This window comes from Streptococcus cuniculi (genome assembly GCF_001921845.1).
In the GTDB taxonomy this organism is placed as follows: domain Bacteria; phylum Bacillota; class Bacilli; order Lactobacillales; family Streptococcaceae; genus Streptococcus; species Streptococcus cuniculi.
In genome coordinates this window covers 130100-149907 of the sequence record NZ_MSJM01000003.1, presented here as the reverse complement: position 1 = coordinate 149907, position 19808 = coordinate 130100, and the positions used below count along the sequence as shown (strand labels likewise).

General features: G+C 44.2%; 22 protein-coding genes and 1 pseudogene. 17 read left to right on the top strand and 6 right to left on the bottom strand.

Annotated features, from left to right (window positions below; genetic code table 11):
- Positions 1–35: 35 nt before the first annotated feature.
- The 3 genes from BU202_RS04040 to BU202_RS04030 form a co-directional block, all read right to left on the bottom strand.
- Positions 36–1865 (bottom strand): acyltransferase family protein, encoded by a 1830-nt coding sequence (locus BU202_RS04040; protein WP_075104524.1) that lies wholly within the window; start codon positions 1863–1865, stop codon positions 36–38.
- Positions 1855–2283 (bottom strand): MORN repeat-containing protein, encoded by a 429-nt coding sequence (locus BU202_RS04035; protein WP_075104523.1) that lies wholly within the window; start codon positions 2281–2283, stop codon positions 1855–1857. The genes BU202_RS04040 and BU202_RS04035 overlap by 11 nt, the downstream gene beginning before the upstream one ends.
- Before the next feature lie 83 nt (positions 2284–2366).
- On the bottom strand, positions 2367–2786 hold the full coding sequence (locus BU202_RS04030) for a low molecular weight protein-tyrosine-phosphatase (protein WP_075104522.1): 420 nt from the start codon (positions 2784–2786) through the stop codon (positions 2367–2369).
- Between the two features lie 166 nt (positions 2787–2952).
- Here BU202_RS04030 and BU202_RS04025 point away from each other — a divergent pair, with 166 nt between their 5' ends.
- From BU202_RS04025 to BU202_RS03950, 16 genes and pseudogenes are all read left to right on the top strand, one after another.
- A complete protein-coding gene (locus tag BU202_RS04025; protein WP_075104521.1) occupies positions 2953–3468 on the top strand; it encodes a Dps family protein in 516 nt (171 codons plus the stop codon).
- 193 nt (positions 3469–3661) lie between these two features.
- Positions 3662–4546, top strand: coding sequence for an ABC transporter ATP-binding protein (locus tag BU202_RS04020; RefSeq protein WP_075104520.1), 885 nt, complete (start codon positions 3662–3664; stop codon positions 4544–4546).
- Positions 4543–5271, top strand: coding sequence for an ABC transporter permease (locus tag BU202_RS04015; protein WP_075104519.1), 729 nt, complete (start codon positions 4543–4545; stop codon positions 5269–5271). The genes BU202_RS04020 and BU202_RS04015 overlap by 4 nt, the downstream gene beginning before the upstream one ends.
- 1 nt (position 5272) lies before the next feature.
- Positions 5273–6379 (top strand): sensor histidine kinase, encoded by a 1107-nt coding sequence (locus BU202_RS04010; protein ID WP_142354762.1) that lies wholly within the window; start codon positions 5273–5275, stop codon positions 6377–6379.
- Positions 6360–6957, top strand: a pseudogene (locus BU202_RS04005) (response regulator). Before BU202_RS04010 ends, BU202_RS04005 begins: the two are co-directional and overlap by 20 nt.
- A 580-nt stretch (positions 6958–7537) precedes the next feature.
- Positions 7538–8878, top strand: a complete 1341-nt coding sequence (xseA, locus tag BU202_RS04000; RefSeq protein WP_075104517.1) for an exodeoxyribonuclease VII large subunit — start codon at positions 7538–7540, stop codon at positions 8876–8878.
- Positions 8856–9068 carry an exodeoxyribonuclease VII small subunit gene (locus BU202_RS03995; protein WP_075104516.1) on the top strand — a complete coding sequence of 71 codons (213 nt, stop codon included), beginning with the start codon at positions 8856–8858 and terminating at the stop codon, positions 9066–9068. Before xseA ends, BU202_RS03995 begins: the two co-directional genes overlap by 23 nt.
- Complete coding sequence (locus BU202_RS03990; RefSeq protein WP_075104515.1) at positions 9065–9940, top strand: polyprenyl synthetase family protein; 876 nt, start codon at positions 9065–9067, stop codon at positions 9938–9940. The genes BU202_RS03995 and BU202_RS03990 overlap by 4 nt, the downstream gene beginning before the upstream one ends.
- The gene (locus tag BU202_RS03985) at positions 9933–10748 is read left to right on the top strand and encodes a TlyA family RNA methyltransferase (RefSeq protein WP_075104514.1); all 816 of its coding nucleotides are present in this window, start codon (positions 9933–9935) and stop codon (positions 10746–10748) included. Before BU202_RS03990 ends, BU202_RS03985 begins: the two co-directional genes overlap by 8 nt.
- Positions 10741–11172: an arginine repressor gene (locus BU202_RS03980; RefSeq protein WP_075104513.1), complete on the top strand. Its 432-nt coding sequence runs from the start codon at positions 10741–10743 to the stop codon at positions 11170–11172. Before BU202_RS03985 ends, BU202_RS03980 begins: the two co-directional genes overlap by 8 nt.
- A 6-nt stretch (positions 11173–11178) precedes the next feature.
- Positions 11179–12840, top strand: coding sequence for a DNA repair protein RecN (gene recN / locus BU202_RS03975; protein WP_075104512.1), 1662 nt, complete (start codon positions 11179–11181; stop codon positions 12838–12840).
- A gap of 7 nt (positions 12841–12847) precedes the next feature.
- Positions 12848–13579: a metallophosphoesterase gene (locus BU202_RS03970; protein ID WP_075104511.1), complete on the top strand. Its 732-nt coding sequence runs from the start codon at positions 12848–12850 to the stop codon at positions 13577–13579.
- A gap of 103 nt (positions 13580–13682) precedes the next feature.
- Positions 13683–14516 carry a DegV family protein gene (locus BU202_RS03965; protein ID WP_075104510.1) on the top strand — a complete coding sequence of 278 codons (834 nt, stop codon included), beginning with the start codon at positions 13683–13685 and terminating at the stop codon, positions 14514–14516.
- Positions 14509–15351, top strand: a complete 843-nt coding sequence (locus tag BU202_RS03960; protein ID WP_075104509.1) for an SGNH/GDSL hydrolase family protein — start codon at positions 14509–14511, stop codon at positions 15349–15351. The genes BU202_RS03965 and BU202_RS03960 overlap by 8 nt, the downstream gene beginning before the upstream one ends.
- Complete coding sequence (locus BU202_RS03955; RefSeq protein ID WP_075104508.1) at positions 15320–15922, top strand: YpmS family protein; 603 nt, start codon at positions 15320–15322, stop codon at positions 15920–15922. Before BU202_RS03960 ends, BU202_RS03955 begins: the two co-directional genes overlap by 32 nt.
- Positions 15923–16012: 90 nt before the next feature.
- Positions 16013–16288: an HU family DNA-binding protein gene (locus BU202_RS03950; protein ID WP_067086181.1), complete on the top strand. Its 276-nt coding sequence runs from the start codon at positions 16013–16015 to the stop codon at positions 16286–16288.
- 130 nt (positions 16289–16418) lie between these two features.
- Here the strand turns inward: BU202_RS03950 and BU202_RS03945 are convergent, their stop codons facing one another.
- On the bottom strand, positions 16419–16691 hold the full coding sequence (locus BU202_RS03945) for a YiaA/YiaB family inner membrane protein (RefSeq protein WP_075104507.1): 273 nt from the start codon (positions 16689–16691) through the stop codon (positions 16419–16421).
- Between the two features lie 144 nt (positions 16692–16835).
- Here BU202_RS03945 and BU202_RS03940 point away from each other — a divergent pair, with 144 nt between their 5' ends.
- Positions 16836–17297, top strand: coding sequence for a GNAT family N-acetyltransferase (locus tag BU202_RS03940; protein ID WP_075104506.1), 462 nt, complete (start codon positions 16836–16838; stop codon positions 17295–17297).
- 16 nt (positions 17298–17313) lie between these two features.
- Here the strand turns inward: BU202_RS03940 and BU202_RS03935 are convergent, their stop codons facing one another.
- Together BU202_RS03935 and BU202_RS03930 are read right to left on the bottom strand one after the other, a co-directional pair.
- Positions 17314–18591 carry a hydroxymethylglutaryl-CoA reductase, degradative gene (locus BU202_RS03935; protein ID WP_075104505.1) on the bottom strand — a complete coding sequence of 426 codons (1278 nt, stop codon included), beginning with the start codon at positions 18589–18591 and terminating at the stop codon, positions 17314–17316.
- Between the two features lie 55 nt (positions 18592–18646).
- A complete protein-coding gene (locus BU202_RS03930) occupies positions 18647–19807 on the bottom strand; it encodes a hydroxymethylglutaryl-CoA synthase (RefSeq protein ID WP_075104504.1) in 1161 nt (386 codons plus the stop codon).
- Position 19808: the final 1 nt, after the last annotated feature.

The following is a 19808-nucleotide window of genomic DNA, read 5'->3' as shown; positions in this document are numbered from 1 at the left end:
TTAAGACTCCTTTTATTTTTGTTTGATAAATTTTATTATTCACTAGTCCCGACATTTTTGACAGGTTGTGTTTCCACTTGTTCTAGTGCAGATTTAATGGCTTGTGCAAAGAGTGTCGCCCCTTCAACAGTGGTTTCGTGAGTGCTGCCATAATGGATGTTATCAGTTCCAGTCCAGATTTGTGGATTATTTCTGGCAACCGTATTCCAATCAGCAATTGCAATAAAATCGTATTTTTTAGCTAATTCACGAACATGGTTTGCATATTTTTCAGCGACAGGATCGCTATACTGGGCTGAGTTACCGTCATAAGGTGTGACAAGAATTAAATGATGGCCATTCGGAAGAATTGAGATGATTCTCTCGAGGTCTTCTTCATAACTATAGATCACATTAACCCCTGTAGCAATGACAACATTTTTCATGAGAGCATGATTATCAATGTTGTTTTGAAGAATATCGGCTGCCTGATTCACATTTCGGCTTCCTTGAGCATCGATAAATGCATCTGGGAAGAAGGCATTTAATTGTTCAGTTGAACGTAAGGTAACAGAATCGCCAATAATGGTTAAGCCTTCGGTCACTTCAAAAGAAGAGGCTTTTCCTCGTTGAGCGAGTTGCTTGGTTTGTCCCATGCGGTTATCAGCCTGGTATAAATTATTCACCAGCGATTCCCGCTCAAAATTTCCTAAGCGGGGTGCAAAGAGGCTGATTCCAATTGTCGCAACTAGAAGGGTCGCAGCAGTAGCCCAAATCCATTTTGCATAAGGTTTGAGATCCATCTCAAGTCCCAGTAGTTTACCCGTTCTTCCGGCCAGATACGGCTCGATGAGGTAGAAAGAAAGAGTCGCAAAGACCGTAGAGAAGATAAGGGTAAAAAGGACGGCTAGGGTATGGTTGAGTAACTGTGAAAAGATGGTGTAAAAAGGCCAATGGAAGAGGTAAATGCCGTAGGAAATATTCGAGAAAAAGAGTAAAATGGCAGGTTCTTGAATATTTTCTGTCTTTTCATGGAGGACTCGAGCGCCATAAATCATGATAGCTGTCGCTGTACTTGACAAAAGAAAACCAAAAAGATAGGTCAAGATACTGTCAAATTTGAAGAAGAAAAGGAGTAGGAGTTCTACGACTAAGCCACCTACAATGACAGATAGGGTTTGTTTTAAGTCCCATTTGGCCATCACTTTTTCAAACGGTCGAGTCAGGGTTTTCAGACCAGTCAGGCTAGCAAGCATACTCCCCAAGAAGAAGGGGAAGATATGGGTCCATGTTGCAAAATAAATGGTTGAGAAACTCTTGACAAAGAAACTCGAGATGAACATGGCAAGAAAACTGATGAGAAAGAGACCGCTAGAGGTAAGAAAGACCGTTCCGCGGAGCTGGCCAAGTGTTTTTACACGTTTCGTTATGCCCCAAATGATCAATGCCCAGAGGATATAAAAATGCACTTCAATGGCAAGACTCCAAGTGTGGAGGAAAAGGTGCGGTGTAAATTGATTTTCGTAAGAATTGCCTGACAGGATTTCAAAGAAGTTGGTCATAAAGCCGAGCGCAGCCATGACTTGACGACCAATCCCAGCGATAAAATCATTACGGACTAGCAGGGCAAGAGGTGTCGTCACCAGTAGCGTCAGGACAACGGGCGGGAAGATGCGGTAAAAACGTCGGTTAAAAAAGCGTTTAAAATCAATGGCCTGATGCTTAGCGTATTCGTCTAAAAATAGGGCCGTTGTCAAATAACCCGATAGGGTGAAAAAGAGGTCGACTCCGACAAAACCACCAGGGAAAAAGGAGATATAAAAGTGATAGAGTAGGACAAAGAGCATGCCCAGCACTCGGATTGTTGAAAACCATTTAATTCGCATGTTGATAAATTCCTTGTTTGAATGTTCCTTCGTAGACCACCTTTGCTTCGGTGGTCAGCTTTCCCTTACCGTCAGCAATCCCATTTTTAAATTCCCCTTCATAGGTCCAGCCACTAGCAGAGGTAAAGGTTCCTTTACCGTTAAAAATGCCATTTTGAAACTGGCCTTCGTACTTGTCACCATTTTCAAAGGTTAGGTTCCCTTGACCAGACATTTTATTTGCGACCACGGTACCGTTATAAGTCATCTTTCCATTATCAAGGGTCAAGGTCTGTTTGCTTGGAATGCGACCGAGAAAGACGGACAGGGCGCAGACAGCCATCAAGCCGATACAGGCTTTTTCGATAGTAGAACGTGTCAGGTAGATTTTGGTATCTTTTAAGTCAATCGTTTGCAGATAATGAATTAATTTGTTCATCTTTTTCTCTTTTCTTGTAGTCCCTTTCATTTTATCATTTTTCAAGTGTGATGACAAAGATAGTTTCCCTAAAAATGGAAAGACTATACTAGGCGATTTTTCCAAGCAAGACAGCCTTCAGTGACCATGCGATAGGTTTCCTCAAAGTCCCCTGTATACCAAGGATCTGGCACACTTTCTTCAGCGAAAGGATAGATTTTAGTATGGAGTCTGCTAGGTAGCATTTTCTTTAAATCAGCCACATTCTGGCTATCCATGCCGATGATATAGTCACATTCTTCAGCCGTCTCAAGGTTCATTTTCTGCGATGTTTTATGGCTATCATAGGGAATTTGATACTGCTTGAAAATCTGCTGGGTACCTCTGTGAATCGGATTGCCATGCTCCCAAGCTGACGTTGCCCGACTTTCTACAATTACTTGGTCTGTGAGGTTTTTCATGACAAATTCAGCCATGGGACTGCGGCAGATATTTCCAAGACAGACGAAGACGATTTTTTTCATTGTTGGCTCCTTATCGATATTCATTTCTATTATACCGTATTTTGCTCTAAAATGACCTTGACATTTTCTGTGAATGTTGAAACTTTTCTCATAAAAGTCGAAATAGTTGCAATTTTTCTTATCTTTATTTATAATGATTATAAATAAGAGAAAGAAGGTAACCCCTATGATGAATCAACTCTATCAATCTCCAGCAGAAATTGCGAGCTTTGCAAAACCCCAAGCTGAACCAGAAACAAAGGCTCTCTTGAACCAAGCAGTGGCGGACTTGTCAGTAGCCCACTCCATTCTCCACCAAGTACACTGGTACATGCGCGGACATGGCTTCCTTGTGTGGCATCCAAAAATGGACGAGTACATGGAAGAATTGGACAGCTATCTTGATGAAATGAGCGAACGCTTGATTACCTTGGGTGGCGCTCCATTTTCTACCTTGAAAGAATTTAGCGACAACAGCCAATTGAAAGAAGTGCCAGGCGATTACAGCCTGTCAATGGACGCACAATTAGGCCGTGTTGTAGAAGTCTTCCGCTACCTTGTAGGCTTGTTCCAACAAGGACTAGACGTGACAGATAAAGAAGGAGACGATGTGACCAATGACATCTTCAACGGCGCAAAAGCCAGCCTTGAAAAACACATCTGGATGCTTCAGGCGGAGCTAGGTCAAGCACCAGGCTTGTAAGCTCTTGTACTAGAAAGAACGAAACCAGCACCTTTAAGGTGCTGGTTTTTGTATGCTTCCAAATATGACATTTGTCATTTCTTCTAGTGACAAACCTATCTAGTGAGGGAAGGGGGAAAAGGCTATACTGGATACAAAGAGAAAAGGAGAATATCATGAAACAACTGATGGAATTTCAAAAGGAGGCTAAAAAATGACCATGATTGATGTGAGAAACATTTCAAAGAGTATCAAAGGAAAGCAGATTTTACGGGATGTGTCCTTTGAAATCGGTGCGGGTGAGTGTGTGGCGCTGATTGGGCCAAATGGGGCTGGAAAGACGACCTTGATGTCCTGTTTATTGGGGGATTGGTTTGTTACGAGTGGCAGCATTACCATTCAGGGGCGTCAGGTGACAGATGCGAGCTTGAAGCAGATGGTTGGAATTTTGCCACAGGAAAATGCGGTGCCTGCCAACCTCAAGGTGAAAGAACTGATTGCTTTTTTCCAAGCGATTTATCCTCATTCCTTGTCAGATCAAGAGGTGGATGATTTGCTTCACTTTTCTTCCGAGCAAAAACAGCAGTTGGCAGAAAAATTATCGGGTGGACAAAAACGGCTCTTGTCCTTTGTCTTGACCTTGATTGGTCGCCCGTTCATCCTCTTTTTGGATGAGCCAACGACCGCTATGGACACGTCAACTCGCCAGCGTTTCTGGGAAATTGTCAATCGCTTAAAAGAAAGCGGTGTAACCATTGTCTATTCTTCCCACTATATCGAAGAAGTCGAGCATACAGCAGATCGCATCTTGGTCTTGCACAAGGGACAGCTCTTGCGGGATACGACACCTTTTAAAATGCGCTCGGAAGAACAGGAAAAACAATTCATCATTCCAAGAGACTATGAGCAGCTTGTGAAAAGCTGGAAAACTGTCTATGACATAGAGGTCAGTCATGACCGTCTGTCGTTTATGACTCGAGAAGTCGAGGCAGTCTGGCAGGCTCTGCAGGAGGTGGATTGTCCGATTGCTGAGATTGAAATGACCAATAAAACGCTCTTGCATACCCTATTTGATACGACCAAGGAGGACGAAAAATGAAAGCTCTACTAAGGATTGAATACCTGTTAACCAAGCGAAATGTATTTGGCTTTGTCCTAGGAATTGGCATGCCTGTACTCTTTTTCCTCCTTTTCTCGTCCATGTTTGACACTTCCTATGGCGATGCGGCTTTGCTGACGAGAAATTACTTGCTGACCATGACGGCTTTTAGTATGAGTAGTTTTGGGCTATTTAGCTTTCCGACGATGTTGGAAGAAGATGTAAAAAGTCGCTGGCTCTTGCAAATTCAACATTCGCCCCTTCCCTTGTACCAGTATTATACGGTTAAGGTCATGAGTGTTTTTGTGTCCTTTATCCTGTCGATTGCCATCAATTTTACAGTCGGTGTCCTCTTTCGTGGGGTGAGCATGACGGTAGAAGAGTGGCTCATGTCCGCTTTCTTGCTTCTAGCGACCAGTCTGGTCTATTTGGCCATAGGCCTAGCCCTCACTCTGTTTGACAATAAGCAGACCATGAGCGTTCTCGCAAATATCCTCTATCTGGTTTTAGCGATTTTTGGTGGTAGCTGGATGCCTTATGAAGTCTTGCCTACATGGATGCAGTCTATGGCTCACTTTACTCCGTCTTACTATGCCAATCAGTTAGTGCTTCGCTATATCAATGAGGGGCACTTGCAAGTTCAACCTTTACTAATGGTCTTGCTTTATACTATAATAATAGCAGGCCTAACCCTAGTGCTGAAAAAGAAACAGGAAGTGAGATAAGGTGAAATTACTGAACAATCTCAAGCAAGTCCACACCATGTACTATGTATCCTTATTGTACTTGGTCTTTCCGCTGTATTATTCCTTAAGTGGAGATTATCCATTTTATGTGTTTCCCATGACAGTGATGTTTGCGGTTGCCTATCTTTGTCTCGTGCTAACCAAGCATCCTTTATGGGACAATTTATTTTGGTTCTATCTCTGTTTTTATGTGTCGTTTGTCACATTGATGGGAAGTCCAATGATGTCCATGTTTGCCTTTTTCTTATCCAATCTTCTGACATGGCGGTTTTCAGAAGATAAGGTAACGAGCTTTCGTTATTGTACCTTTTATCTAGTGTTACTTGCGACCTTATATCCTATTTTGGTGTCTGCGGATGTTTCCACACAGATCTTTCTGCTGACAATGGATATGGTCTGTTTAGGGATGATGTATGCCATGAGGCAGTCCATTAAGAGGGCAAAGATTGAAAATGAATTAAACGAAAAAAATGCCTCGATCAACCTCCTTCTAGCTGAAAATGAACGCAATCGGATTGGGCAGGATTTGCACGATACTTTGGGGCATGTGTTTGCCATGATGAGTGTTAAGAGTGAACTGGCATTGACCCTGATGAAGCACGAAGCCTATGACAAGGCTCAAAACGAAGTGCAGGATTTGCATGATATTACCAAAAATGCCATGCAGGAGGTGCGGCAGATTGTCCAAGCCTTGAAAGTTCACAGTTTGGAAGAAGAATTGCAGATTTTAAGCAATATGCTGGAGCTAGCAGGGATTGACTTGACGATTAAAAGAGAAGAGATGGCGATGGGGAAAGAGCAAGAAGCTGCGCTGACCATGGCCTTGCGGGAATTGGGCAATAATCTTATCAAGCATAGTCAGGCTAGGAGTTGTCGTATTGAGTTGACGGAAAAAGACGGCTGGATTCGGGTTCTGGTCGAAGATGATGGGATAGGTTTTGAGCAGGTGACAGGGGAGGAATTGCATTCCATTCGTGACCGCCTGATTCGTTATCAAGGCAAGGTGGCGATTGTCTCTGCCAAACAGCCTACGCAGATTCAGCTGGATATTCCGAAAGGAGAGAAATATGAAGATTCTAGTCGCTGAAGATCAAAGCATGTTACGTGATGCGCTCTGCCAGCTCTTGGAATTGCAGGATGGAGTAGCCCACGTCTTTCCAGCCAAGAATGGCTTAGAAGCGCAAGCTATTTTACAAAAGGAAAGTGTGGATGTCGCGATTTTAGACATTGAAATGCCAGAGATGACAGGACTTGATGTCCTTGAATGGGCAAAAGCAGCTCTTCCTAGCCTTAAAGTCATCATGGTGACGACCTTTACGGCCAGGTTATTTTGAGCGTGCCGTACGAGCAGATGTCGATGCCTATGTCTTGAAAGAACGCAGTATTGCTGAGCTGATGAGGACAATCGAGCGTGTCTTACAAGGCCAAAAAGAGTATTCGCCTGAGCTGATGGAGAGTTTTTTCACGACGAAAAATCCCCTGACTAATCAAGAACAAATCCTCCTGCAAAAAGTCGCTCTAGGTCTCTCAAACCAAGAAATTGCCGACCAGATGTACCTCTCAAACGGCACCGTCCGCAATTACATGTCCACCATCCTCAGTAAACTAGACGCCGAAAACCGCACCGAAGCCGCCAACATCGCCAAAGAAAATGGGTGGCTCTAACAATCCAGTGGATTGTTAGAGGTTGGAAATGAGAGAAACGAAGTTTCTTTCATTGCAGTCCGGGGGAGTGTTACAAGTTGGAAATGAAGGAACCGCAGGTTCTGTCATTGCAGTTCAGTGAACTATTACAAGTTGGAGATAGGAGAAACGAAGTTTCTTTCATTGCAGTCCAGTGGAGTGTTACAAGTTGGAGATAGAAGAAGCGTAGCTTCTATCTCTATACTCCAGTGGATTGTTAGAGGTTGGAAATAGAGGAACCGCAGTTTCTTTTACTGCCCTCTAGATGTAGTTTGACGTTTTTAGCCAATGCTCCGTTTGACGTTTTTCTATGATTCGAAACACTTAGTGAACTAGGTGTTTTTTGTTGAACAAAAAAGTGAAAAGGTCCTAGCTATGATTATCTTCCTTCTTGCTTGAAGTGCTTCTTGCTTGGCGAGTGATAAAGGAGCGAGATGTTGCTTTCCTAGTCTTTTTACGCTCTTTTTGGTATAATAAGGGACATAAAAGACAAGATACTTGTATTGCATTGTGTTGAGGATTATGTCAGAAAAGACCATGTTCGAATGGATGAGGGAGTGGTATGCCAGATTATTTGTCGGTGTCGTCGTTGACGAAGTACTTGAAGTTGAAGTTTGACCGAGATCCTTATTTGGAGCGAGTTTATTTGACGGGTCAAGTGTCCAATTTTCGTAAGCGTCCGAGTCACCAGTATTTTTCGCTCAAGGATGAAAAGGCGGTGATTCAGGCGACGGTGTGGGCAGGAGTCTATCGGTCTCTCGGTTTTGAGTTAGAAGAGGGTATGAAGGTCAATGTTATTGGACGTATCCAACTTTATGAACCAAGCGGGAGTTACTCCATTATCATTGAAAAAGCTGAACCAGACGGAATTGGAGCGCTTGCGATTCAATTTGAACAGTTGAAAAAGAAATTGGGTGATGAGGGGCTTTTTCAGGATCAATTTAAACAGCCCTTGCCACAATTTGCGCAAAAAATCGGCGTGGTGACAAGCCCTAGCGGTGCGGTCATTCGTGATATTATCACAACGGTTAGCAGGCGTTTTCCGGGTCGAGAGGTAGTGCTCTATCCGACCAAGGTGCAGGGGGACGGAGCAGCAATAGAAATTGCGCAAAATATCCGAAGAGCTAATGAGCGGGAAGATCTTGACGTGCTGATTATCGGGCGTGGGGGTGGCTCTATTGAGGATTTGTGGGCTTTTAATGAAGAAGAAGTGGTGCGAGCCATTTTTGAATCCCGCATTCCGATTATCTCTAGTGTCGGACATGAAACAGATACGACCTTGGCAGATTTTGTGGCAGATAGACGGGCAGCAACGCCAACGGCTGCGGCAGAACTGGCAACGCCTGTGACCAAGTTAGATGTGGTATCTCATCTCAAGCAGCAGGAAAATCGGATGAGTAAGGCGGTGGGCAATCGCTTGCTCCATCACCGTGAACGCCTAGAGAAATTAGCACATTCCGTGATTTTTAGGCAGCCAGAACGGCTCTACGATGCCTATTTACAAAAATTAGACCACCTGCAGTTGCGCATGAAGCAATCCATTTCCGAATATAGAAATGAAGGGCAAAGGCGTGCTCAGGTCTTGGAGCAGCGCTTGCTGGCTTGTTCGCCGCTTCAAAAAATTGCCCTGTATCAGGAAAAGGTCGCCCAGCAAAAACGCTTGTTGCGTAGCAACACCGCGGTGATTTATGACCATAAAGTGGCAGAAGTCAAGCGCTTGGCAAATAGTCTCTTGATGCTCGATACCAGCCGTATTGTGGCGCGAGGCTATGCGATTGTGGAGCAAAACGGACAGGTGATTGACAGTATTCACAAGGTTCAAACAGAAGAAAGTGTGACCATTCAGCTACGAGACGGTCACTTAGAAGTTGAGGTAAAAGATGTCAAAGCAAAAGAAATTTGAGGAAAATTTAGCAGACTTGGAGCAGATTGTGCAACACCTGGAGAGTGGCGATGTGGCTCTTGAAGATGCGATTGCCGAGTTTCAAAAAGGAATGAAACTTTCAAAAGAACTCCAAGATACCCTAAATCAAGCAGAAAAGACCTTGGTCAAGGTCATGCAAGCAGACGGAACAGAAACGGATATGGAATGAAGCAAGTGGAACGATTGAATTGGATTGAGAAAGTCATTTTAGAGTTTTACGGTGAAAAGCCTGTTGCGCCTCGTTTGGTCGAGACCATTCTCTACTCCGTTCAAGCGGGTGGCAAGCGCCTGCGTCCGCTCCTTTTGTTGGAGCTTTTGGAGGGATTTGGCGTAACTCTGACAGAAGCCCACGTTCAGGTGGCGGCTGCTCTTGAGATGATTCACACGGGTAGTTTGATTCACGATGATTTGCCTGCCATGGATAACGACGATTATCGCCGTGGTCAGCTGACCAGCCACAAGAAATTTGGGGAGGACATGGCCATTTTGGCGGGGGATAGCCTCTTTCTGGATTCCTATGCCTTGGTGGCAATGGCAGAGCTTCCTAGCCAGATTCGGGTGAAATTGATAGCTGCCTTGTCTAAAGCTGCTGGAACCTTTGGCATGGTTGGCGGACAGGTGCTGGATATGGAAGGAGAATCACGCAGTCTGAACCTGACGGAATTGCAGACCATTCATGCCCATAAAACAGGAAAGCTCCTCGCCTATCCCTTTGTGGCAGCAGGACTGATGGTTGAAGCAGACAACACTATTCAGGCAATCTTGCAAGAAACGGGTGAATGGCTCGGTCTTGCTTTTCAAGTGCGAGATGATATTTTAGATGTGACAGCTAGCTTTGAAGAACTCGGAAAAACACCGAACAAAGACCTTGTAGCAGACAAGTCCACCTATCCTGCTCTGCTTGGTTTAGAAGAGTCCAAATCCTATTTAGCAATGAGCTTAGACAAGGTAGAGGAGGGACTTGCGGCCTTGGAAGAGCAATCCGCCTTTCAGGCAGACAAGATTCGAGAAATAGTAGAAAGTTTACGATTACATGGCTAAGGAAAGAGTAGATGTGCTGGCTTACAAGCAAGGCCTCTTTGATACACGAGAGCAGGCTAAACGTGGCGTCATGGCAGGCCTAGTAGTCTCTGTTGTGAATGGCGAGCGCTATGATAAGCCGGGTGAGAAGATTGATGAGAACACCGAATTAAAATTAAAAGGTGAAAAGTTGAAATATGTCAGCCGTGGCGGTTTAAAACTGGAGAAGGCTCTTCAGGTATTTGATCTGTCTGTTGAAGGGAAAACAACCCTCGATATCGGGGCTTCAACAGGTGGTTTTACCGATGTCATGTTGCAAAATGGGGCGGATTTGGTCTACGCTGTTGACGTTGGCACCAATCAATTAGCTTGGAAAATTCGTCAAGATGAGCGTGTGGTCAGCATGGAACAGTTCAATTTCCGTTATGCGACCCCAAGTGATTTTGCACGAACGCCGCAGTTTGCCAGCATCGATGTCAGCTTTATCTCGCTGAGTCTGATTTTGCCAGCCCTTTCAGCTATTTTGGCAGATGAGGGAGAGGTCGTTGCCCTTATCAAGCCGCAATTTGAGGCAGGGCGTGAGCAGATTGGCAAGAACGGCATCATTAAGGACAAGGCTGTTCATCGGATGGTCTTGGAAAAGGTGACTGCTTTTGCGGTAGAAGCAGGATTTACGGTCAAGGCGCTTGATTTTTCCCCCATTCAAGGTGGGCATGGCAATGTGGAATTTTTAAGTTATTTGAAAAAGGAAAGTCCAGCTGAAAATCAAGTTGCAGCTGCTATTGAAGCCATTGTAGAACAAGCGCATAAGGAATTTAAGGATGAGTAAAAAAGAACGCTTAGAGAAAATTAGAAAATTTGTAACGGATTTTGAGATTGGTAGGCAGGAAGAAATTGTCGAGCATCTTCGGAAATCTGGATTAACGGCAACTCAGGCAACGGTTTCCCGTGACATCAAGGAATTGGGGATTGTGAAAACACCGTTGAAAGACAATAGCTATATTTATGAGCTGCCAAAAACCAAGAGTGCGAGTCTAAAGTTGGTTGAAAAAAATGTCTTGTCATCGGAAATTTTGGACAATATGCTAAATTTAAAGTTGGTGCCAGGAAGCACAGCTTTTGTGAAAAATCAGATTGTTGAGGCTTTTTCAGAGGTTATTTTTAGCATTGTTTCAGATGATGATACGATTTTGATGATTGTACGGGATAAGGCTAAGGCGCCAGAGGTCTTAGAAACGATAAAAAATTGGTAGGTTGTCATGTTACTTGAAATTTCCATTAAAAATTTTGCCATTATTGAGGAAATTTCCCTTCATTTTGAGCAGGGAATGACCGTTCTTACAGGAGAAACTGGGGCTGGGAAATCCATTATTATTGATGCCATGAATATGATGTTGGGTAGCAGAGCGACCACAGATGTCATTCGACATGGGATGCAAAAGGCTGAGATTGAGGGCTTGTTTTCGATTGAGCAGAACCTGCACCTGCGTGAACTCTTGGAAGCGCAAGGTCTAGAAGTGTCGGACGAGTTGATTATTCGCCGTGAGATTTTGCAAAATGGTCGCAGTATTAGTCGTATCAATGGTCAGCTGGTGAATTTGTCAGTGTTAAAAGCTGTCGGTCAGCATTTAGTCGATATTCATGGGCAACATGATCAGGAAGAGCTGATGAGACCGCAACACCATATCGCCATGTTGGACGAATTTGGTGATGATACCTTTTTCCAGCTAAAAGTAGATTATAAAGCTGCCTTTGACGCCTATAAAACCCTGCGTAAGCAAGTCTTGACCATTCAGAAAAATCAAGAGGAAAATAAGGCGCGTATCGAGATGCTTGAGTACCAAATGGCTGAAATTGAAGCGGCAGATTTGAAAGCGGGTGAGGACAAGGAACTGCATCAAGAGCGGGAGCGCTTGCTCAATCACAAGCAGATTGCTGATACCTTGGCCAATGCCTATGCTATGCTTGATAATGAAGACTTTTCTAGTCTAGGAAATGTCCGCTCTGCCATGCATGATTTGGAATCGATTGAAGAATTTGACCCAGGCTACAAGGAATTGGCTTCTAGTCTTTCTGAAACCTACTATGTTTTAGAAGATGTGACCAAGCGTCTTGAGGGGATTATTGACGGGCTTGATTTTGACGGCAATCGTCTGTTAGTGGTAGAAAGTCGACTGGACTTGATTTATAGCATCACCCGCAAATATGGTGGCACGGTCGATGATGTCTTGGATTATCTTGACCAAATCACCAAGGAATATCACCTCTTGACAGGATCAGATATTTCGTCTGACAATCTTGAAATAGAACTAAAAAATCGTGAAAAAGACTTGGTGCGCTTAGCAGGTGAATTATCAAATGCTCGGCATCAGCTGGCAGACGGTTTGGAGCAAGAAATTAAGCAAGAATTAAAAGACCTCTACATGGAAAAGGCGGATTTTCAGGTTCGTTTTAGCAAGGCCAAGTTCGGTCGTGAAGGCAATGAACAGGTGGAATTTTACATTTCAACCAACCCCGGTGAGGATTTCAAGCCTCTTGTCAAGGTAGCAAGTGGGGGAGAATTATCCCGCCTGATGCTTGCGATTAAGTCTGCCTTTTCTCGCAAGGAAGGCAAGACCAGTATCGTCTTTGACGAGGTGGATACTGGAGTCTCTGGTCGTGTGGCGCAAGCCATAGCTCAAAAAATTTACAAGATTGGCTCTAACGGTCAGGTCTTAGCGATTTCTCATCTACCACAGGTGATTGCGGTTGCAGATTACCAGTTCTTCATTGAGAAAGTGAGCGATGATCACTCTACTGTTTCTCGTGTTCGCCTGTTGACAACTGAGGAGCGGATTGAGGAAGTCGCAAAGATGTTGGCTGGTGAGAATGTAACGGAAGCCGCTCTGACTCAAGCAAGGGAATTGCTCAAGAAAGGATAGGAAATAGATGTCGCGTTATTTTGTCATCGGAGATGTCCATGGAAAAGCTGGAATGTTGGATAGCCTACTCAAGGCTTGGAAGGAAGAAGACCAGCTCATCTTTTTAGGGGATTTGATTGACCGTGGAGAAAATGGACGAGCTGTTTTGGAGCGGGTCAAGGACTTGGTCGAGCAAAAAAATGCTATTTGCTTATCTGGCAATCACGAATACATGTTTCTTGCCTGGCTAGACAATCCAGAAGAACGATATGACCATTACAGACGAAATGGTGGCGATACAACGATTAACTCGATTTTGGGGCGTCCCTTGGATGCTCCTGTGGACGGGATTTGTGATGCCAAGCGTGTGATAGAAGAAGCAGGCGACTTGGTTGCCTTTATCCGTCAAATGCCCTTTCACGTGGAGACCGAGCACCTGATTTTTGTCCATGCGGGTCTTGATTTGACATTGGACAAGTGGCAGGATACGACCGATTATCAAAAGGTCTGGTTGCGGGCACCTTTTCACGAGGCAGAAAATAAGACTGGCAAAGGCATTGTCTTTGGCCATACCCCAACGACCTATCTGACAGGCGAGCCTATGGAAAGCTCGAAACTATGGCAGACAGCTGACGGTAAAATCGGAATGGATGGTGGGGCTGTTTATGGTGGTGTGCTGCACGGCATTCTCTTTGAAAATGGGGAAATTGCAGAGCATTACGCTATTTGCAATGACGGCTTTGTTGCCAATGATGATTAAAAATGTTCCACTAGGGAGCATTTTTTAGTACCTGCTGTCATTAGCCCAAAAGAGAAAAATTTGATATAATAGAAGGAATAGATACGAAAGAATAGGAAGAGATATGAGTACGATAAAAATTGTGACAGATTCAAGTACAACGATTGAACCCTCACTCGTTGAAGAGCTAGGCATTACAGTAGTTCCCCTATCCGTTATGGTGGACGGTGTCGTCTATTCTGATAGTGACCTTGCAGAAGGACAGTTCTTGCAATTGATGCGGGATAGTAAAAATCTGCCCAAAACAAGCCAACCTCCGGTAGGATTATTTGCCGAAACCTTTGCCAATTTAGCAGCAGATGGTAGCCAAATCATTGCCATTCTCTTGTCACATGCCTTATCTGGTACAGTAGAGGCAGCACGGCAAGGAGCGACTCTATCAGGTGTGGATGTCACCGTGATTGACTCTGGCTTTACCGATCAGGCAGCAAAATTCCAAGTCGTCACCGCAGCACGTTTGGCTCAAGCTGGCGCAAGTAAGGAAGAGATTTTGGTCGCGGTTGAAGAAGTGCATCAAAAAACAGAGCTCTACATTGGGATTTCAACCTTGGAAAATCTGGTCAAGGGTGGTCGGATTGGCCGTGTGACAGGGTTACTCAGCTCGCTTCTGAATATCCGCGTGATTATGGAGATGACAGACCACCAATTGCATCCGATAACGAAAGGGCGCGGAGCTAAGACCTTTAAAAAATGGCTGGATGAATTTGCTACAGGTTTGGTAGATAAAAAGGTGGCAGAAATTGGTATTTCCTATGCAGGGGCGCCTGATTTTGCTCAGGAAATGAAGGCCGTCTTACAGCCCTTTGTGGTAGAAGACATCTCTGTCTTGGAAACAGGATCTATTATTCAAACTCATACAGGAGAAGATGCCTGGGCCGTTCTAGTACGCTATGAATAGTCGAATCGTTTTACATCATTTATTAGTGTTTTTTCTCAGCTTGCTGGGATTTCTCTTTTTATTTCAATGGTTGATTCCAGCGGCTGCACCCCGTCTTGAGCAGGGGAGAAATGTAAGCGGGGAGACTAGAGCATTTTACTATGTAGCTTTGGGAGATTCCTTGACCCAAGGGGTAGGAGATAAGACCGGTCAAGGAGGCTTTGTTCCGCTACTTGCCCAGAATCTCGTCAATGATTATGGTTATCAAGTCACCTATGATAATTATGGGGTGTCAGGCAATACTAGCCAGCAGGTGTTAAAACGGATGGATGAAGCAGAGATTGTGAATAGTCTTAAAAAAGCTGACATGATGACCTTGACGGTTGGGGGCAATGATCTTCGCCATGCCATTTTAGACAATATTACCAACCTTGAAATTTCAGTCTTTGACAAGCCAGCGCAGGAATATAGCAAACGGTTACTCAAGATTATTGACAAGGCTCGAACTGATAATCCAAACCTACCGATTTATGTAATTGGGATTTACAATCCCTTTTATCTCAACTTTCCTGAATTAACAGAGATGCAGACGGTTGTGGATGATTGGAATCAAGTCACAGCCTCTACGGTTGATCAGTTAGATGGAGTGTACTTTGTTCCTATCAATGAGTTGCTTTATAAGGGCTTGGATGGGGAAAAAGGAATCAGTCAGGCTTATAGCACGCCTAGTCGTGTCGCCAACAATTTATTGGCAGAAGAAGATAGCTTTCATCCCAATAATACAGGCTATGAGATTATGAACAAAGCAGTTATGGAGGCCATTCGTGAAACAAAAGAGCAATGGAAACATCAATAAATGGAAATGGGCCTTTTTAGGTCTGGTGGCTGCCCTACTAGCGCTCACGTTAGTAGTAGTGGCACGTATCTCCTCTACTCGAGAAGACACAACTGTTCTGACTGCTTCAGCCAATTCATCGCATGATGAAAAACTAGGAACCTTTACGACCAGTACAGAACAGTTAAATACCATGCTTGAGACCTACTTAAAAGACTACCAAACGGAGACGTTTTCTTATAAGGTAACGGCAACGAATCAATTTCTCTTATTTGAGGGGACCTATAATATCTGGGGTTTGGATATTCCCTTGTATGTCTACTTTCAGCCCAACAAACTCAATGACGGCAGTATCTTGCTGACGGTGTCTGAAATCTCTGCGGGAACCTTATCGCTTCCTAAGGAAGAGATTCTATCGTATATTAAGAAACAGTCGCAGTTACCAGCTTTCGTGAAGATTGATCCTTCCAAGGCTAGCGTGACGATTCAACTGACTGAAATCGAAAATACTCAAAAAATCTATGTCAAGGCCAATACGATTGATTTATATAATCATCAGCTCATTTTCGATATTTACAGAAAAAGCTTATAAATCGTGCTAAAAGCTTGACCAAATGGATAAAATTCGGTACTATATTAGGGTGAGTAATAACTCAGAAAATTAATTGGAGGATTTAGCAAAATGGCTAATAAACAAGATTTGATTGCAAAAGTTGCAGAAGCGACTTCATTGACTAAGAAAGATTCAGCAGCAGCAGTTGACGCTGTATTTGCAGCAGTAGCTGACTACCTTGCAGCTGGTGAAAAAGTTCAATTGATCGGTTTTGGTAACTTTGAAGTTCGTGAGCGTGCAGCACGTAAAGGTCGCAACCCACAAACTGGTAAAGAAATCACAATCGCAGCTTCTAAAGTTCCAGCATTCAAAGCTGGTAAAGCTCTTAAAGACGCTGTTAAATAATTCAGCGATAAAAAGCCTATTGTATCAAGCTTTCTAGCTTGTGCAGTAGGCTTTTTTATCTTTAAAGGGGCGAGTAGGAGGAGAAACTACAGCTAAAAAGCACTCGTTAGCCGTGAACGAGTGCTCTTTTTTACTTGTTAGTATCATCTTCTGCAGCTGCTTTTTGTAGCAATAGGTTGTAGTTGTCCTCATCTTCTTGGTTGTCACGGACAACTTTTGAAACGGTGAAGGATGAGGAAATCAAGCCAACAGATCCCATAAGGTAGTAGCCTTTGACCATAAGAGGTTCTTTTAGGGTATACAAGCCGATTAGAATCAAAGCCACGAAGAAGGCAAATGAAGCCCAAGCCATGAGGGTAAAGGCAGGTGTATTACGATAGATTTTCTTTTTCACTTTATTCATTTTAGGATTCTCCTTTAATTTTTTACCAGTATATCATGATTTTATCTGAAAAGCAATGACTATTCCCTATCTCACTGTGACAGCGGATGAAATCGGAATCTTGGCAGAGGTGTGCTATAATAGAAAAAAGGAAAGGAGTTTGACATGATTCGACCAGCAACTGTAGCAGATATTCCAGCTTTAAATGATTTATTACAAGAAATTTTGAGCGTTCATCATGAGGTGCGACCTGACTTGTTTAAGGCGAGGGGACAAAAGTTTTCCGCTCTGGAATTGGAAGAATTGCTCCATAATCCCAGCAAGCCGATTTTTGTCTATGAACTAGAGGGGCAGGTCGTCGGTCACTTATTCTGCGAATTAGTAGAAGAGGACCATGCTGTTTTGCAAAAAGTAAAGACCTTATTTATCGATGATTTGTGTGTCAAGCAAGGTGTCAGAGGACAATCGATTGGGAAACAATTGTATGAGTACGCTCTTGATTTTGCTAAGGAAAAAGGCTGTTACAATGTGACCCTTGATGTCTGGAATGATAATCAAGCTGCGCTTGCCTTTTATCAGCGCCTAGGCATGACCCAGCAGAAATTACGGATGGAGACGCTATTATAAAAACATCCGCAGGAGATTATTCCTGTGGATGTTTTGCTTCTTTGCGTATTTGTTCCAGAATAGACTGGGCTGTTTCTAGATTGGTGTGCGGTGCTTGGCGCAAGAGAAATGCAACCTGGTCGATTTCGTGCTCAAGAGCGCCTGCCAGCATGGCAAGAGACTTGGCATGGAGTTTCATGTGTCCTTGTTGGATACCTGCGGTTACAAGGGCACGGAGGGCTGCAAAGTTCTGGCAGAGGCCGACAGATGCGATGATACCTGCAAGTGTTCTGGCCTTGGGCTGCCCCAGTATGTCAAATGCAACTTGAACCTTGGGATTGAGACCGATTGAACCGCCAACTGTTGCAATCGGAAGGGGAAGGGTTAGTTGTCCGACTAGGTCATTACCAACGATTTCCCAAGTGGAGAGACCTCGGTAGTGACCTTCCTTGCTAGCATAGGTATGAGCTCCTGCTTCAATGGCGCGCCAATCATTCCCAGTGGCAAGCACAATGGCATCAATCCCATTGAAAATCCCCTTGTTGTGGGTCGCAGCGCGGTAGGGGTCAACTTGTGCGAGTTGACTGGCTTTCGCAATGTTTTGTGCGGTTTTGAGGGCGACTTGAGGCTCTACATGCAGTTGCTGAATCGGGATTCGGCAACTAGCTGTCACGAGAGATTCGGTCGCATAGTTGGACAAGATTGCCATGAGTGCGGTGCCGTGCGTCAATGCTGCTAGTTCATCCTTAATGGCTTCTAGCATATTGTTGAGAATATTAGCCCCCATTGCTTCTTGGACATCAACATGGAGGTAGACGATGAGGAAGTCTTCTTTTTGCTCGACCGTGAGCTGACGCGCTCCGCCCCCTCTTTTGACAATCGACGGGTGTGCGCTATTGGCATGAGCAAGGATGTCATCCTGTTGAGCGAGAATAGCAGTTTGAGCCACAAGCATATCAGGGACATCGTAGAGGGCTACTTGCCCAATCATGAGACGCTCTGAAATCTGGCTAGTAAATCCGCCTGCCTTGGCAATGATTTTAGCACCAAAAGAGCAGGCTGCGACAACAGAAGGCTCTTCCGTCACCATGGGAATGCTGTATTCCACGCCGTTCACGACCAGTTGGGGAACAAGAGAGAAGGGAAGGGCAAAGGTTCCAAGGTGATTTTCAGCCATTTTTCCCGCGATGGATTCGGGGATATTGTGATCCTTTAAGAGAATGTCCTCGCTATCTTTGGATAGCTGACGAGTTTCAGCTGTAATAGCGATTCGTTCTTCCCTTGTTTTTTTATAAAATCCTGAAAAAAGAGACATGTCAACTCCTTATAAAAAAGCACCTCTTGGCCCTGCCAAGAGGATGCCGTTTCCTCTAATTTTTACGGTAAATGCGCTTGTGCTGATCAACTTGTTGAAGGGCAAATGGACAATCATCTGCTGGCAAATCAATCGCGTTACCTGCTTCGTCTAATGCAATTTCTTCAAAGAAGATGGCTTCGTATTCTGCAACGCTAAGACGTTTGCGTTCTTTTAGCTGGTCTAGTCGATTTTCTACTAGTTGTTTGTGGTAGCCTTCAACCAGCGTTCCGCTGAAGATTTCACAAACAGCCCCGCTACCATAGCTATAAAAGAGGACAGAATCCCCGGCTTTCAGGGTTTGGCTATTTTCCAAGAGCGAAAGCAGGGACAAGAAAATCGAGCCTGTATAGATGTTTCCGACTACTTGATTGTAGACAATCGCCTCATGGAAGCGTTCAGTCAAGCGACTCAAGGTTTTCTCATCATTTTGGCAGATAGCTTGCAGGCCTTTAAGACCTTGCTTTGAAAAAGGAATGTGCAAGCACATGGCAGCAAAATCTGCTAAGCTCTTACCTGTTTGTTTGACATAATAATCAAAGGTAGTGGTCAAGCAATCCGTATATTGTTCTGTTGAGAATTTGCCGTCCACTCGTGGATATTTGTCGTAATTAGGACGCCAAAAATCCATAATATCGCGGGTCTGACAGACATTATCATTGTTGAGTACCATGATACGTGGCTCTGCAGAGACCAGCATAGCAACAGCGCCTGCTCCTTGGGTTGGCTCACCGCCTGAAGCAATTCCGTACTTGGCAATATCGCTTGCAATGACCAGCACTTTTGAGTTAGGAAACTGGGCGATGTGGCTTTTAGCAAGGCTAAGGCCAGCAGTTGCTCCGTAGCAGGCTTCCTTTATTTCAATCGAACGGGCAAAGGGTTGAATGTCCAAAAGCTGGTGAATGAAGACTGCAGCAGCCTTACTTTGGTCAATGCTTGATTCGGTCCCTACAATGACCATGTCAATGGCAGCCTTGTCGTCTTCTGATAAGATGGCAGCAGCAGCTTGGGCCCCTAGAGTCACGATGTCTTGGGTAATAGGAGCGACAGCCATTTCACTTTGGAGCAATCCAATTTTAAATTTATTAGGATCGATTTGTCGCGCGAGCGCTAGATCAGCTAGGTCCAGGACATAGCTAGGCGCTGCAAAACCGATTTTATCAATACCAATATTCATA